We start from the raw sequence: 15248 nt of genomic DNA, 5'->3' as shown, positions 1-15248 counted from the left end.
TCAACTCTCATCCCTGGTGAAGTATCGGACGGCACCGACGACGGCGATCACGATCACGGTCAGCACGACGGCCAGCGCGCTGGCGCCGCCGATGTTCCCCTCGTTGAAGGCCAGCCGGTAGACCAGCAGGCCGGGCACGTTGGTCTGCCCCGCCGGGCCGCCGTTCGTCGTGGTGAAGACGAGGTCGAAGCTGGCCAGCGCGGCGATCGTGGTGATGACGCCGGCGATCGTGATCTCCTTGCGCACCCCGGGCAGGGTGACGTGCAGGAACTGCCGGTACGCCCCGGCGCCGTCGAGCGTGGCCGCCTCGTACAAGGACGGGTCGATCTTCTGCGCGCCGGACAGGAAGAGCATCATGCACAGCCCGCTCATCACCCAGGTCCCGATGAGCCCGAGCGCGACCAGCGCCAGGCCGTAGTCGCCCAGCCAGGCGCGGGTGATCGCCCCCAGCCCCATCAGGTCGAGGACCTGGTTGACGACGCCGGACTCGCTGTAGAGCCACCGCCAGGTGATGCCGACGGCCACCAGCGGCAGCACCTGGGGAAGGAAGAACACGGTCCGGAAGAACGTCATCCCCCGGCGTACCTTGCCCATCAGCAGGGCCGTCATGAACAGCCCGACCCCGATGGGGATGAACGAGAAGAAGACGATCAGTATGAGGCTGTGCAGGATGGCCTCGTACAACGCCGAATCACGGAAAATCTTGACGTAGTTGTCCAGGCCGGCGAAGGTCGCGGGCAGGATGCCGTCCCAGTTCAGCAGCGACAGGCGCACCGTGTTCAACGCCGGCCAGATGGCGAACCCCAGGTAGGCGGCGAGCGCGGGCAGCACGTACAGCCAGCCGCGAGCCCGTCCACCACGCCGGGGCGGGCGAGCCCGCCCGCTGTCGGCCACCCGCTCCCCGCCGCGGGCCAGGGTGGCCCGCGGCGGGGAGATGGACGTGCTCACATCACGAGCCATGGTGTCCGTCCCACGACTCCTGCAGGGAGCTCAGGAAGTCGTCGACGGTCATCTTGTCGCTGAGAAGCCCCTGGATGCCGGGGGTCAGCTTGTCGATCATGCCGGGCGAGGCGTAGTCGGGGAAGGGGACGATCCCGTTGGCCTGCGCCACCGGCGTGAAGGCGGTCGCGATCTCACCGCGCAGTCCCTGGGCGCCGAGCTCGGCCTTGGTGTCGACCGGCATGAACCCGCCGTCGAACTCGATCTTCGCCGCTTCCGGCGAGCTCAGGTAGTCGAGGAACGCGGCGGCGACGTTCGGGTGCTTCGTCTTGGCCGAGATGGCGTAGGCGACGCTCGCCCCCGAGGCGACCTTGGCCGGCTCGCCCGATGCCGTGGGCATGAGGAAGAAGCCGGCGTCGGCGCCCAGCTCCTTCTCCACGGCGGTGGCGCCCCAGTTGCCGGTCACCAGGAACGCGCTCTTGCCCTTGGAGAAGTTCGCCAGCGCGTCGGGGTCCGCCGTGGCGCTCGCGCCCGAGGGGAAGAAGCCCTTCTTCGACCAGTCGATCAGCGTCTGGGAGGCCTTCTTCGCGGCGTCGGTCTTGATCGTCCCGCCCGGCTTGCCGTAGACCCAGCTCCGGTAGGCGTCGACGTCGCCGGTGACGTTGAGCAGCGCGTTCCACAGGTGGAAGCCGCCGACCTGCAGCGCGCCGAGGCTCAGCGGGGTCTGGCCGGCGTCCTTCACCTTCTGCATCGCGGCCTCGAACTCGGCCAGCGTCTTCGGCGCCTCCTTGACCATCTTCTTGTTGTAGTAGACGCCGACCACCGACAGCCCGCCCGGCACGGCGTACAGGCCGCCGGTGCCGAACTGCTTGGCCGCCTTGTCCGAGCTGAGGACCTCGAGGCTGGAGGGCGGGAACTTGCCGGTCCACCCGTACGCCTTGTTCCACGGGCCCAGGTCCAGGATGAGACCGGCCGGGACCAGGGAGTTCATCGCGCCCGGGTTGTACTGCGCGATGTCCGGCGCCGCGTCGCCCGACATCGACAGCTTGATCGACTTGACGTAGTCGTTGAACGGCGTCATCTGGGGCTTGATGGTGACGTTCGGGTGCTTCTTCCTGAAGCCGTCGATGAGGGTCTGGGTGGGAGGATCGTTGCTGTAGGCCAGGGTCAGCGTGACCGGGTCGTTGGGGATGGTCGTCGATACGTCGATCTTCTTCGCCGCGTCCCCGCTCGGGGCGGCGGTGCCGCCGGTGCCCGCGCAGGCCGTCAGGGTGAGTGTCGCCGCGGTGCCGAGCGCCACGAGCGCCTGCCACCGACCTGGTGTTGCCATGTGCATGACCTTTCGCCTATCTCCGAGTCGCCAAACTCCAACCGGGTTCTTCAACGGACCTCCTGGCGGCCGCTTCTCACCAGGTCGAACCTGGTTCGCTCGATCTCCTCCAGCGAGTGACGCAGGGCCCCGTGGACGACGGCGTCGTCCTGGAGGGTCGAGACCTCCAGGGCCGGCTGGTCCAGGGGCTGCTCGGCCAGGTGCCGCCGGACCGCGGCGAGCAATGTCTCGCCGCATCTGGCCAGCGGCCCGCCGATGACCACGAGCCGCGGGTCGAGGATCGCCCGGATGGCCGCGACGCCTTTGGCGAAGCGGCGGGCGACCACGTCGAGCGCGTCCAGGGCCGAGGGTGTGCCGTCGACGACGGCGTCCAGCACGGCGTCGAACGCCCGCTCCCCCGCCGCTTCGAGCCGGGTCCGGAAGGCTGCGTCGCCGTCGCGTTCGGCCGCCGCCTTCGCCAGCCGGACGATCTCCTCGCCGCCGACCCAGTCCTCGAACGGGCCGAGGCCGTGCGGATGGCGGGGCTCGGGGGGAGTGGCCGCGAACAGGTCGAGAAAGCCCACGTCACCGGCGTCGTTGGAGGCACCGCGGTAGAGCTCGCCGTTCAGCACGATGCCGGCGCCGACGCGCTCGCCCCAGTGAACCATCACCAGCGAGTCCTCGCGGCGTTCGGAATCCCGCCACCGCTCGCCCTGGGTGGCCAGCTTGACGTCGTTGTCCAGGTAGACCGGGCAGCCGAGGGCGTCCTTCATCCGGCGATGGAGAAGGTCGCCGGTCAGGCCGGGCATGCTCGGAATGAGCCGGATGATCCCGGTCGCCGGGTCGACTATGCCGGGCGTGCCCACCGAGGCGAACCACAGGTCGCCGGTCGTGATGCCCGCCGCCTCCAGCGTGCGTGCCACCGCGGGCAGCAGTGTCTCCACCACCTGCTGACCATGGGAGCCGCCGCAGAGTTGCACCGCGTCGGCGGCGGCGACCGTACCGGCCAGGTCCGAGACCGCGACCCGCAGCTCCTGCGGGCTGATCGAGAGGCCCAGCACGTAGCCCGCCTCCGCCCGGAAGCGGACGAGCTGCGCGGGCCGTCCGGCCCTGCTGGAGTCGCGATCGAGGGAGCCGAACTCGACGAGTCCCTCCGCGGCCAGCGCGTTGAGCGAACGGGTGACCGCCTGCCGGGAAAGCCCGACCGCCTTGGCCAGCGCGGACACGCTCATGCTGGTCTCGGTCCGCAGCCGCCGCAGGATGGCACCCGCGTTGACCTCACGCATGAACTGCGTGCCAACGGCGACCACCTGCTCCATGACGTCTCCCTGGTCTCGACTTGCGGGTACGCTAGCATAATAATTATGGACCGTACGGAACTAATTCGTCGAGGGGTGTGACCTGCGATGTCATCCGGTGACGACGAGCAGCCCCCGCCGTGGGCGGACACCGTCAGCGGTCTCGCCCACCGCGTTCTCGGGCCGGTGGCCGAGTCGATCCGCTTCGTCACGCGCGAAGGCGCGGGGCGTGGTTATGAGTACGAGGCGAGGGACGGAGCGCTCACCGTCGCCGCGACGGACGGCGTGAGCGCCGCGGTCGCTCTCCATCACTATCTGCGGGAATGCTGCGAGCTGTCCGTGGGCTGGGACACCGTGCTGCCGTTGCGGCTGACGTCCCTCGCGGACAGCCCGCCCCGGCAGGGCTCGGCGCGGGTCCAGGACGGCTACTACTTCAACTTCTGTACGTTCAGCTACACCATGCCGTACTGGGACTGGGCCGACTGGGAGCGCGAGATCGACTGGATGGCGCTGCACGGCATCACCATGCCGCTCGCCATCACCGGCCACGAGGCCGCGCTGCACGCCGCCTACTCCCTCCTCGGTCTCGACGATCACACCATCCGTGGCTTCCTTGGCGGGCCAGGCTACCTTCCATTCCAGTTCATGGGGTGTATGGATGGCTTCGCCGGTCCGCTCCCCGCGTCCTGGATCGACAGTCATCGCGAGCTCGGGGCGCGCATCCTCGACCGCGAGCGCGCCTTCGGCATGACGCCCGTCCTTCCGGCCTTCACCGGACACGTCCCGCACCAGATCGCCGCGTCGTCGCGGGCCGCGCGCCGCGACTGGCAGGGGTTCGAGACCTGGGTCCTCGACCCGGCAGACCCGCTCTACGAGCGGCTGAGCACCGAGATCGCCCGCGCCCAGATCAAGCTCTTCGGCACCGATCACCTGTACGCCGCAGATCCGTTCATCGAGATGATCCCGGTCGACGCCGACCCCTCCTTCCCCGGGGCCGTGGCGACGGCGACGCTGGCCGGGCTGCGGGCCGCCGATCCGGACGCGGTCTGGCTCATGCAGGCCTGGCCCTTCTCCTACCAGCGGGACTTCTGGACCGAGGACCGCGTCACCGCCTTCCTCGACGCGATCCCGAATGACCGGATGCTCGTCGCGGACCTGTGGGCGGAGTACGACCCGCTCTGGGAGCGCTTCGAGGAGTTCTCCGGCAAGCCCTGGCTCTGGTGCGCGCTGCTCAACTTCGGTGGCCGCACCGACCCGGTCGCCGACCTGCGGGCGGTGCCGGCCGCGATCGACACCGCCCTCGCGGCGCCGAACCCGCCCACCGGCCTCGGCCTGTCCATGGAGGCCACCCGCAACAACCCCGTCTTCTTCGAGCTCGTGACCGACCAGATCTGGAACCGGGTCACCGACCTCGACGCCTGGCTCGACGCCTTCGTCACCCAGCGCTACGACAGGAGCGCGGCCCCGCTGCGGACCGCCTGGCGCGGGCTCCTGAACACCGTCTACGACACCCGGGGCCTGCGGATCTACCCCGCGCAGTTCAACGGCATCCTCACCGCCAAACCCTCCTACGCGGGGATGGCCGAGGCGCGCGCCAACGTCACCGGCACCCTCTGGTACGACCCGGCGGAGCTGGCCGCGGCCTGGGAACGGATGATCGAGGTGGCCGAGCACGATCACGACCTGGTGGCCGGTCCGCTGGGGCACGACCTCGTCGAGGTGGGCATCGCGTTCATGGTCAGGGTCGCCGACCGCTACTACCTCGACGCCGTGGAGCGGTCGGCCGCGCTCGGTACGGCCAGCCGGCCCCATGTCGACCGGTTCCTGCGCGTCTTCGATGACCTGGACCGGATGCTGGCCGCTCGCCCCGAGTACACCTTCCAGCGCTGGGAGTCGAAGGCCCTGTCGTGGGCGACCGACCCGGCCGAACGCGACGTCCTGCGGGACAACGCCCGCCGCATCATCACGGTCTGGGGCACCTCCTCCAGCCCCCTGCTCGACGACTACGCGGGGCGGCACTGGAGCGGGCTCGTCGGCGGCTATTACCGCGACCGCTGGGAGCTGTGGGCGCGTGGCCTCAACGACGCGCTCGCCACGCCCGGCGACGGCCCCGATGCGGACCTGGACGAGCGGCTCCGTGACCGGGCCGAGCTCTTCCTGCGGGAGGGCCCGGCGGCGGCGCCGCAGGACCTGGGCGACCTCGCCACGGAGTCACGCCGCCTGTTCGCCGCCTACGCGGACCAGGCCGACTCGCTTGCCCAGCCGTACGAACGCGACCGATGACACGACCGATGAGGAGAACGATGCCCCAGGTGGTACCTCCGACCGAGCGCCGGAACCCACGCACCGCCGACATCGACACCCTGGAGTCCCGCGAGGTCCTCCGCCTGCTGCGAGAGGAGGACGCCCGGGCGGTCGAGGCCGTCGGCGCGGCCGGCGACCAGCTCGCCCGCGCGGTGGACGAAGCACATCTGCGGCTGAACCGGGGCGGAACTGTGCACTACTTCGGCGCCGGCGCCTCCGGACGGCTGGCGGTGCTGGACGCCACGGAGATCACGCCGACCTTCGGGGCGGCGCGTGGCCTGTTCACCGCACACTTCGCCGGTGGGCTCGCCGCCGTCACCGACTCCTCCGTCGACCAGGAGGACGCCGAGGCGCTGGGCGCCGCCGACGCCGCCGTCCTCGACGAGGCCGGCGTGGCGATCGGGATCACGGCGTCCGGGTCCACGCCGTACGTGGCGGGCGCGCTGCGCGCGGCCCGCGCCGCCGGCGCCCTCACGGTGCTGGTGACCTGCAACCCGGACGCTCCGCTCCGCGAGCTGGCCGAGATCAACGTCGTCGCCGCCACCGGGCCGGAGGCGCTGACCGGCTCCACCCGGCTCAAGGCCGGTACGGCGACGAAGGTGATACTCAACTCGTTCTCGACGGCTCTCATGATCAAGGCGGGCCGGACGTACGGCAACCTCATGGTCGGGCTGGTCGCCACCAACGCCAAGCTCGGCGAGCGCGCGGTGAGCCTGCTCGTCGAGGCGACGGGTGAGGAGGAGGCGAGCTGCCGCGCGGTCCTGGCCGACGCGGGCGGCAACATCCCGGAAGCGCTCGTACGGCTGCTCACCGGCTGCTCGGCCGAGCAGGCGCGGACCGCGCTGGAGCGGCATCCGGGCGTCCGTGCGGCCGTCGCCGCGCTGGCGGACGCCGGATGAACCTGGCGGGCGTGGACGTCGGCGGTGGCGGGATCAGGGTGCGGATCGAGGCGGGCGGGTCGATCGTGTCCGGGGACGACGCGTCCCCGGTGCCGCGCGTTCAGGGCAGGGTCGACCTCGATCGGCTCGCGGCGCGGATCATCCGGGTCATCCAGAACGCCCTGGGCGGCCGGGAGCTCGACCGGTTCGCCGGCATGGCGATCGGCACGACAGGACTGCCGGGCCTGGTCCCGGACCCGAGCACGCTCTGGCACGCCCTGCGCGGGCGGTTCGGCCTGGGCACGCTCGTGGTCACCGGTGACATGGTGACCACGCACGTCGGCGCGCTCGGGTTCCGGCCCGGCGTCGTCGTCGCCGCGGGCACCGGCGTCATCACCCTCGGCACCGACCTGGACGGCGTCTGGAACCAGTCCGACGGGTGGGGATACCTGCTCGGCGACCACGGCGGCGGCGCCTGGATCGGGATGCGCGGCCTGCACGCCGCTCTGCGCGCGCATGACGGCCGGGCGGGCGGGTCGCCCGCGCTTCTCGAACGCCTGACGGCGCACTTCGGGCCCCCCTCGGAGCTGGTGGCGCTGGTGTACGCGGCGGGGTCGGCGGCCCACCACTTCGCCTCGTTCGCACCGGCCGTCGGCGAGGCGGCCCGTGACGGGGACCCGGTGGCGCGGCAGATCTGGACAGAGGCCGGCCGGCAGCTCGGCCAGACCGCGCTGGCCGCCGCGTCCGGGCTCGACCCGGTCTTCTCCTGGGGCGGCCGGCTGTTCGACGCCGCGGATCTGCTGATGGAGCCCTTCCAGAGCACTGTCCGTACGCTGCTTCCCGAGGCTCGTTTCGAACCGCCGCGAGGCAACTCCGCCGACGGCGCGCTCGCCCTGGCGCGGGCCGCCGCCGACGGTTCGGTACGGCCGTACCACCCCTATGCCTACGTCTTCACCGAGGCGTCACAGGATCGGCCGGACAGCGGACGAACAGGCGGTACGGAACGGCGCCGAGCATCGGCGGCGGCCCCGGAGAAGATGACCTGATGAAACTGTCGGTGCCCGAGTGCACACTGAGCGTATGTCTGACGAGCCTCTCGAACTCGGCGAGATCTCCATCGCCGACTGGCACGCCCACACCGACAAGATGGCGGAAGTCAGCTTCCTGACCATCGCCCGCCGGCTCCCCTCCCTCGTGCGCCAGGCGCTGCGCATGGCCTGGGGAGCCAGCCCGCGCGACACCCTGGCCACCGTCGCGCTCAACCTGCTCGGCGGGGTGTTCACCGCCTTCGGGCTGCTGGCCACGACCGGCGTGCTCGCCGCCCTGTTCAGCCAGGGTCCCACCCCCGACCGCGTGATGGCCGCGCTGCCCAGCCTCGCCCTCGTCGCCACCGCCGCCGCCCTGCGCACCGCCATGCAAGCGGGCGCCGGCTGGGCGGAGTCCCGCCTCACTCCCCAGATCTCCCGGCACACCGAGGAGCGGCTCTACGGCCTGACCAGCCGCGTCGACCTGGTCGCCTATGACGACCCCGACTTCCACGACTCCCTCGAACGCGCCAACATGCGGGGCGTGGCGGTGGCCGACTCGGTGGTGTCCTCGGCCATCGACGTGGTGACGGCCGTGGTCGGCCTCGCGGCCGTGGCCGGGGTGCTCGGTGTCCTCCACCCGGTGCTGCTGCCGCTGCTCCTGCTGGCGGTGCTGCCCGACGCCTGGGCCGCGGTCCGCAGCGCACGGATGCGCTACGCGACGATGTACTCCCTCATCCCGGCCCGCCGCCGCAAGTGGATCATTGCCGAACTGCTGGCCGAGCGCGAGGCCGCCGCCGAGGTCCGCTCGTTCACGATGCGCGGCTTCCTGCTGCGCATGTACGACGCGGTGGCCAAGGCCGAGCAGGAGGTGCTCCTGCTGCTGGCCAGACGGCAGACGGTGGCCCGGCTCGTGGGCGAGGCCTTCGGCGGCCTGGGCACCGGCGTGGTCTACGTCGCGCTCGGCATCCTGCTGGCCATCGCCGCGATCCCGCTCGCCGTGGCGGGCACCGCCGTCCTGGCGATCAGATCCGGTCAGCAGTCCCTGAGCAGCCTCATGTACGCCACCAACCGCCTCTACGAGCAGGGCCTCTACTTCACCGACTTCCTGGAGTTCTGCGCCGACGCCGAACGCCGGCTGCCCGGCTCCCGCCCGCTCACGGCGCCCGAGTCCTTCCAGTGCATCGTCGCCGACAAGGTGTCCTTCACCTATCCGGGCGCCGACGAGCCCGCGCTTTGCGAGGTGTCCATCGAGATCAAGCGCGGCGAGATCGTCGCCTTCGTCGGCGAGAACGGCTCGGGCAAGACCACCCTCGCCAAGATCCTCTCCGGCCTCTACGAACCCGACAGCGGCACCGTCGCCTGGGACGAGATCGACCTGAAAGACGTCAAACCCGACGACCTCCGGCTGCGCACCGCGGTCATCGCGCAGGACCACACCCGCTGGCCGCTCACGGCCCGCTACAACATCACCATGGGCACCGACAAAGGCGAAGCGGCCCTGCACTCGGCCGCCGAGGTGGCCGGGGCCGACGTGGTCATCGGCGACCTCCCCCACGGCTACCGCACGCTGCTCGACCGGCGCTTCAAGGACGGCCACGAGCTGTCCGGCGGCCAGTGGCAGCGCGTCGCGGTGGCCCGGGGCTTCCACCGCGACGCGGCGCTGCTCATCTGCGACGAGCCGACCGCCGCCCTCGACGCCCGCGCCGAGCACGCCCTGTTCGAACGCATCCGCAGCCACTCCGACGGCCGCACCGTCCTGCTCATCACCCATCGGCTGGCCAGCGTCCGCTACGCCGACCGCATCTATGTCCTGGAGCACGGCAAGGTGACCGAGCAGGGCACCCACGACACCCTCATGTCACTGGACGGCCTGTACGCCGACCTCTACACCCTCCAAGCCAGCGCCTACCGATAACCGCGGAGCAACGGCGGCGACGGCGAACCACACGCCGTCGTCGCCGGCCGTCATACGCAGAACGTTCTCAGCACCACTGGTGACGCGATACGCAGAATGTTCTCAGCACCGCTGGTGACGGCGACCGGACACGACACGGGCCTTGCGGTGGCGCTTGGCAGGCGATCAGCCGATTCTGTCGTGGACCACACCGTCCATGTCGCCGCCCCAGACGTCGTCGTCCTCGTGGAGCCAAGTGGCGGATTCGCGCTCTTTGTCCTCCTGGCCGCTCGCACCGCCCATCCCGCTCATCGGCATGAAGGGGGAGCCTGTCCCGTTCGTGGCGGTGGCCCGAATACCGTTGATCGTCGCCGGGGCTCCCGATCCACTGCCCATGCCGGCGCCGGGATTGCCGGGGTCGGTGGCCGCGGAGTGGTTCGGGCTCTTGGGGGTGGAGTGGATCGGACCGCTGTCCGAGTCGATTGGGCGCTGGAAGTCTGCCAGCTTGGTATGCAGGTTGGTAGGCCGATCCAGGGCGCTCGTGGGATCGTTCGAGCCGTGGGTGGGGTCGCCAGGCGATGTGTCGTTGCCGTTCGCGTCGAGGATGGCCGGCCAACGGGGTGCGTTCGTGCTGCCCGGGGCGGCGTCGGACGATCGGCTGTCCGGCCCGTGGCTGAGGTCCGCCCTGTCCCGGTCCTCGGGATCACCAGGGAAATGGGCGCGCTCGCCATGCGGTGCGGAAGAGTCCGCGCCGGCAGGTAACGCAGGGCCGCCGCCTGAGCGGTCAGTGCCAGTGGGGCTTATATGGGAGGGGGAGCGGTCGGAGGCTCCGGCGGACGGCCTCTCGCCGAATCTGTAGTCGACCGTTTCGGGCTTCTCATGCGGTGCCACCGGATAGGCGATGGCGGGCAGTTCCATCTCCACCGTCTTGGGAAGGGTGCTGTAGATCGCCTCGAGGTCCTTGCTGAACGCTTCCAGCTGCAGTCCTGCCAGCTTACCCAGATTCTTCCAGGTTAAATCCACGCCATGCTTGCCCGACTGCAGGACTCCGTTAAAAATGAGGTCGCCGTGACCATCGCGCCTGAAGCCGAAATTCGAGGTTTCGCGCTCCGCCTCCGGAAGTTCGCCGTCGATGGACTCCTGGTGTTGGCGTACCACTCCGGCCAGGGTCTCGAGCGGACGGCCCATCGCCAGCAGCTTGTCAGAGAGTTCGCCGAGCGCTATGTAAAGAGTTCTCAGGGCCCGCTGTGCCGTTACGGAGGCCTTGCCCTCCCAGACCTTAGCGAGAGCCTCGGCTTCCTGTCCGAGCACCCATTGGGCGTTGGCGACGACCGAACACGCGTCCACGTAGGAGGCGCCGGCATCCTGAATCTCCTTGACGCTGATGCCCTTGATGAAGTCCCTGACCTCCTCAAATCTGCGGTCGTCGTTATCGATCGTCCAGTCCTCACCGCGGGAGGGCTTGAGCCAGTGTGTCTTCTTGTCGGTCTTCTCGACCATGGGTGGCTAGGCTCCGTCCGTGTTCGCGTCGCTGACGTCCTTGTATTTGCCCGCACCGGCGTCGAGCAGCGCAATCGCGATATCGAAGTTCTTGTGGACCTCTCGATAGATCGTGGTGAACTCCTGGTGGCAGGTCTCCAGCATTTTGGCGAACGTGCGACCGCCCTCCCACCGGGCAACGCTCTGCAACTGGGTCCTCAGCTCCTCGAGCGCGGCGTACTTGGTCAGATCATCGATGGAGCCCTGGCCGGCGGCCAGGCTGCTCCCCTTGGCGCTGCCGCCTTCGCCGGTGAAGCGCCCCAGCGCCTCTCTCAGCGCTTTGGCACTTTCCCTGATCACCTTTTCGTTGTAGGTGACGCCATCTCGCTCCGCCTCCAGACCCGGCCAGCTGTCTTCCAGGGCCTTGGGTGGTATCGATTCTGGCGCCATGCTCACGCTCCTAAATCGCGCTTGAGTCGTCGATTGCGAATATCCCGTTGGCCCATGACGCAGTGCTCAATGGGCGCCCATTAAATCTCGGCCTCGGCGCCCCTGATGCGACCGCTACCCCAAGCTCGGATACCTCTGCCGGGGACAGGAGCATGCTGCGGCGACGCTTCCAAAGCGAACTTCTCGCCTTGTCTGATCAACCCGCCGAGGCCTTTGACAAGGTCAGGGAGCAAGACCGAGAGAGATTTGCCAACATCAAAACTCCTGATGATCAGCCCAGAACTACTTCCTCAAATATCCGTGGAAGATCGGGTCGGGTGAGTATCGGCCTGGCGACCGGCCGCCGCACACCTCACAGCGCCGGAAACGACGATACACCATTATGGAGCGAGTGCTCTGTTATTTGCGAGCACACCCCGCCCTCGGGTTCATGATCTCGATCGGTTGCCGAACGTCGCCGAACGACTGGTGGCCGAGGGCCGGCTCGCCACCAGGCCGAGGCGGATGAGGCTGTCCGCGGTGTCGGCGATGGCGGTCTCCGGGGCGCGCGGCTGCCAGCCGAGGACCTCACGAGCCTTGTCCGCGTGGACGAGCGGGATGCGGCCCAGCTGGTCGACCATCGCCCGCAACTCGGGATTCGTCCGCGCCGCGGCCCTGACCTGCTCGTCGGCGAGCTCCAGTTTCGGCACCTTGGCCGCGAGCTCGCCCAGATGGTCGCTCAGGATCCGGGCGGCGTGCAGGAAGCTGATCATCTCGCCGCTGCTGGCCAGGAACCGCTGTCCGGCCGCGGCGGGGTGGATCATGGCCCGCACGTGCAGGTCCACGACGTCCCGCACGTCCACCACGCCGAAGAAGACACGGGGCGCGACCGGCATGTCCCCGTCGAGCAAAGTCTTGACGAGCATGGTGGAGACCGACAGGTGCGGGCCGAGCAGCGGACCGAAGATTCCGGTGGGGTTGATCACGGCCAGTTCGAGGTCATCGGCCTCGGTCCGCGCGAAGTCCCAGGCCGCGCGCTCCGCGATCGTCTTCGACCTGGTGTAGGCCGTGTTGTCGTCGGCGGGGTCGGTCCAGTCGCGCTCGTCGTACTCGTCGCTCGCCTTACGGCTGTACCCGACCGCGGTGAACGACGAGGTCATCACCACCCGCGCCACACCGGCGTCGCGGGCGGCACGCAGGACGCGCAGCGCTCCGTCCCTGGCCGGGACGATCAGCTCGTCGTCGTCCTTTGGCTGACCGGCGGGCAGCGGCGATGCGACGTGGTGGACATAGGCGCAGCCCGCCGTGGCCGCGGCCCAACCGTCGTCCGCGGACAGATCGGCGTGGCAGACGTCGAGCCGATCCCCTGGATCGGCGCCGGCCGCGGCCACCGCCTCGCGGAGGCTGGTTTCGCGGGCGGGCGAGCGGACCGTGGCGCGCACGCGGTGACCGTCGAGCAGCAGCCGGCTGACCAGGTGCGAGCCGACGTGGCCGCTGCCACCGGTGACGAGAATGGGGTCGTTGAGCCGGCGACTGTCCGTTCCTGATGACGATCTCGTGGTCGGCATGTCGTCCCTCGCTGAAGGAGGAAGGAGCAAGGTTTTGGCGTAGACCGTGCGGTGTTCGGGCCCGGTGTCGCGTACGGTCCACGGCCCGACCTCGAGGCTACTTCGAGCGGGAGCAGTTGTCAGAACCTCGTCTCGTGCGAACTTCGCGGCTCATTCGTCCATCCAACCGTGCATGACCACACACACGATGACCCGTACCGTATTGGGCACGACCCTGGCCGCAGGGCTGGTGCTGGGCGGCCTCGCGCCAGCGGCGCACGCCGCGACCGCGCCCGCCACTTTCGGCCCTTCCGGATACGGGGGCATCACGCTGGGGATGAGCACGAAGGCGGCCAAGGCCAGCGGCAAGATCACGCCCGCCGACGGGGCCGGCGTCTCCCCCACCTGCACCGGCTGGAGCCTGAAGGCTCACCCGGTAGGCCGCGACTCCGTCGGCCTCTTCATCTCCAAGAAGCACGGCGTTGCGGTGATCTTCGCGCCCAAGGGCGCCAAGACCCCTGAGGGCATCGGACTGGGCTCCACGTACCGGCAGATCAAGAAGGCCTATCCCAAGCTGAAGACGGCTGCCAGCGGCTACCCGTACGTCGACATCCCCGGCAAGGCGCATGCGTACTATTCCTTCCTCCTCAACAAGGGCAAGGTGTACGAGATGGCGCTGGGGCTCCACAAGCAGGACTGCGTCAACTAACCCGGGGCGGGGCCTCGCCTGACCGGCCCCCATGTTTCTAGTCGGTCTGTTCGGAAAGTGGGAGTTTCCGGGAACCGATGAGAAAGGCATGGACATGGGCGCCGATGACAAGATCCGGAACAAGGCGGAGGAGCTCAAGGGCCGGGCGAAGGAGGCCCTCGGAAAGGCCACCGACGACGAGGACCTGCGGGCCGAAGGGCGTACAGAACAGGCCGAGGGGGGCCTCAGACAGGCCGGCGAGAAAGTCAAGGACGCCGGCAAGAAGGTCAAGGACGCCTTCAAGAAGTAACGGCCACGACGAACACCTCCGGACATGGGGCCGCTCTCGCGCTTGACCGCGCGAGAGCGGCCCCGACGCTGTGACGATCACCAAGTCAGTCGAGCTCGGCTCCGGAGTTGGCTTCGCCGCTCTTGGACGCGTCGGCCTCCCCCGTCCGGTCCACCTGGATCCGACCCTCCGGCGCCTTCCCCGACGCCCCGCTGTTGGCGCGGCCACCGCGACCGGCCATGGCCTGCCCGGTGTTCGACGTCCGCACATCGGTCTGGGGCGGAAGGACCGGGAGCGCCGCCCACACCGCGACTCCGACCGCGTCCAGCGCCGCCAGGGCCGACGGACCGACACGGCGCTCGCGATCTTGTCCGTGGCGTCCCATCGCATCGCCACCAGGACCACCGCCACGGCCGCCACCACTGCGGCTGTCACCACCGCGGCCGCCACCGCCACGGCCGCCACCGCCACGGCCGTCACCGCCACGGCCGCCACGACCAGCACCCACCGGCGCGGCGTACAAGGGCCAGCGGCCGCCCCAGCCCAGCAGCCAGTCTGCACGTGCAGATACTTTACGTAGTCACATATTAACGTTCTGTGGATTATGTGCTTCTATGAGACCTAAACGCATCGGTAATTTCTCCCGAGAAGCTGCGCCGGTGGAGGATTGTCATCCCGCAGGGGAAAATCCATACATGCACATGCATCTGCATCTGCGCGGCAGCTCGCGAACCGCCATAATCTAGGGCGGCGACGGACGAGCACCGCCGAAACGGCGATCCGTCCTGACGCCAGCCCGAGCCTGCCACTAGATCAACAGACGAAAGGGGCAGTTCCCGCCTTACCTGTCCGGACATTGATGTCGCCGAGGTCGACCGAGCGCCGCACGCTTTCTCCGATCTCGATCCATCGGACCGAAATGAGAAAGAAGTGAGCATCACCCTGCGCATCGCGCTCTGCTTAACCATCGACATGCTTCTCTCGCTGGTGATCGCGCTCATCGCCTTCATCGTGGCGAGAGAGAATGGAGTGCCGATGGTCGGAGCCCTTGGATGGAGCGGGGGTACATTCATCGCGACAGCCACCCTCGTCACCACGATCATGAACCACACAGGGGCATTCGACCGAGCTCAGAAGAGCCCTTAGCGGGCGATCGATTCGCCCAG

15 protein-coding genes are annotated in these 15248 nt (G+C 69.2%); 8 read left to right on the top strand and 7 right to left on the bottom strand.

From position 1 onward, the window contains the following. The 3 genes from ACGFJ2_RS03985 to ACGFJ2_RS03975 are packed head-to-tail and all read right to left on the bottom strand — an operon-like array spanning position 1 to position 3567. Positions 1-960, bottom strand: a complete 960-nt coding sequence (locus tag ACGFJ2_RS03985) for a carbohydrate ABC transporter permease (protein WP_393464382.1) — start codon at positions 958-960, stop codon at positions 1-3. Continuing rightward, entirely contained in the window at positions 950-2269 is a 1320-nt protein-coding gene (locus ACGFJ2_RS03980; RefSeq protein WP_393464379.1) for an ABC transporter substrate-binding protein, read from the bottom strand. The genes ACGFJ2_RS03985 and ACGFJ2_RS03980 overlap by 11 nt, the downstream gene beginning before the upstream one ends. 50 nt (positions 2270-2319) lie before the next feature. Beyond that, positions 2320-3567: an ROK family protein gene (locus tag ACGFJ2_RS03975; protein ID WP_393464376.1), complete on the bottom strand. Its 1248-nt coding sequence runs from the start codon at positions 3565-3567 to the stop codon at positions 2320-2322. A gap of 87 nt (positions 3568-3654) precedes the next feature. Here ACGFJ2_RS03975 and ACGFJ2_RS03970 point away from each other — a divergent pair, with 87 nt between their 5' ends. The 4 genes from ACGFJ2_RS03970 to ACGFJ2_RS03955 are packed head-to-tail and all read left to right on the top strand — an operon-like array spanning position 3655 to position 9671. Then, complete coding sequence (locus ACGFJ2_RS03970) at positions 3655-5829, top strand: alpha-N-acetylglucosaminidase TIM-barrel domain-containing protein (protein ID WP_393464373.1); 2175 nt, start codon at positions 3655-3657, stop codon at positions 5827-5829. A 20-nt stretch (positions 5830-5849) separates the two neighbouring features. After that, positions 5850-6749, top strand: coding sequence for an N-acetylmuramic acid 6-phosphate etherase (locus ACGFJ2_RS03965; protein WP_357951404.1), 900 nt, complete (start codon positions 5850-5852; stop codon positions 6747-6749). Continuing rightward, on the top strand, positions 6746-7774 hold the full coding sequence (locus ACGFJ2_RS03960) for an N-acetylglucosamine kinase (protein WP_393464370.1): 1029 nt from the start codon (positions 6746-6748) through the stop codon (positions 7772-7774). Before ACGFJ2_RS03965 ends, ACGFJ2_RS03960 begins: the two co-directional genes overlap by 4 nt. Positions 7775-7808: 34 nt before the next feature. Next, entirely contained in the window at positions 7809-9671 is a 1863-nt protein-coding gene (locus ACGFJ2_RS03955) for an ABC transporter ATP-binding protein (RefSeq protein ID WP_393464367.1), read from the top strand. A 165-nt stretch (positions 9672-9836) separates the two neighbouring features. On the opposite strand, the gene ACGFJ2_RS03950 is transcribed toward ACGFJ2_RS03955, so the two are convergent. The 3 genes from ACGFJ2_RS03950 to ACGFJ2_RS03940 all read right to left on the bottom strand — a co-directional run bounded on the left by ACGFJ2_RS03950 (position 9837) and on the right by ACGFJ2_RS03940 (position 13126). Next, complete coding sequence (locus ACGFJ2_RS03950) at positions 9837-11150, bottom strand: hypothetical protein (protein WP_393464364.1); 1314 nt, start codon at positions 11148-11150, stop codon at positions 9837-9839. A gap of 6 nt (positions 11151-11156) precedes the next feature. Further along, positions 11157-11579, bottom strand: a complete 423-nt coding sequence (locus ACGFJ2_RS03945) for a hypothetical protein (RefSeq protein WP_357951396.1) — start codon at positions 11577-11579, stop codon at positions 11157-11159. A gap of 428 nt (positions 11580-12007) precedes the next feature. Beyond that, positions 12008-13126 (bottom strand): NAD-dependent epimerase/dehydratase family protein, encoded by a 1119-nt coding sequence (locus ACGFJ2_RS03940; RefSeq protein WP_358182855.1) that lies wholly within the window; start codon positions 13124-13126, stop codon positions 12008-12010. Positions 13127-13298: 172 nt separating this feature from the next. Between ACGFJ2_RS03940 and ACGFJ2_RS03935 the strand changes: the two genes are divergently transcribed. Next, positions 13299-13814 carry a hypothetical protein gene (locus tag ACGFJ2_RS03935; protein WP_357951392.1) on the top strand — a complete coding sequence of 172 codons (516 nt, stop codon included), beginning with the start codon at positions 13299-13301 and terminating at the stop codon, positions 13812-13814. A 94-nt stretch (positions 13815-13908) separates the two neighbouring features. Further along, positions 13909-14103, top strand: a complete 195-nt coding sequence (locus ACGFJ2_RS03930; protein ID WP_357951612.1) for a CsbD family protein — start codon at positions 13909-13911, stop codon at positions 14101-14103. Between the two features lie 85 nt (positions 14104-14188). Here the strand turns inward: ACGFJ2_RS03930 and ACGFJ2_RS03925 are convergent, their stop codons facing one another. Next, positions 14189-14467, bottom strand: coding sequence for a hypothetical protein (locus tag ACGFJ2_RS03925; protein ID WP_393464360.1), 279 nt, complete (start codon positions 14465-14467; stop codon positions 14189-14191). Here ACGFJ2_RS03925 and ACGFJ2_RS03920 point away from each other — a divergent pair. Both ACGFJ2_RS03920 and ACGFJ2_RS03915 read left to right on the top strand, forming a co-directional pair. Beyond that, positions 14456-14662: a hypothetical protein gene (locus tag ACGFJ2_RS03920; protein ID WP_393464357.1), complete on the top strand. Its 207-nt coding sequence runs from the start codon at positions 14456-14458 to the stop codon at positions 14660-14662. The genes ACGFJ2_RS03925 and ACGFJ2_RS03920 overlap by 12 nt on opposite strands. Positions 14663-15012: 350 nt before the next feature. Then, positions 15013-15228, top strand: a complete 216-nt coding sequence (locus ACGFJ2_RS03915; RefSeq protein ID WP_358182861.1) for a hypothetical protein — start codon at positions 15013-15015, stop codon at positions 15226-15228. Positions 15229-15248 lie beyond the last annotated feature (20 nt).

Source organism: Nonomuraea sp. NPDC049028 (genome assembly GCF_043197735.1).
GTDB lineage: Bacteria > Actinomycetota > Actinomycetes > Streptosporangiales > Streptosporangiaceae > Nonomuraea.
The sequence above is the reverse complement of the archived record's forward strand: the minus strand, read 5'-3'. Positions and strand labels throughout refer to the sequence as shown.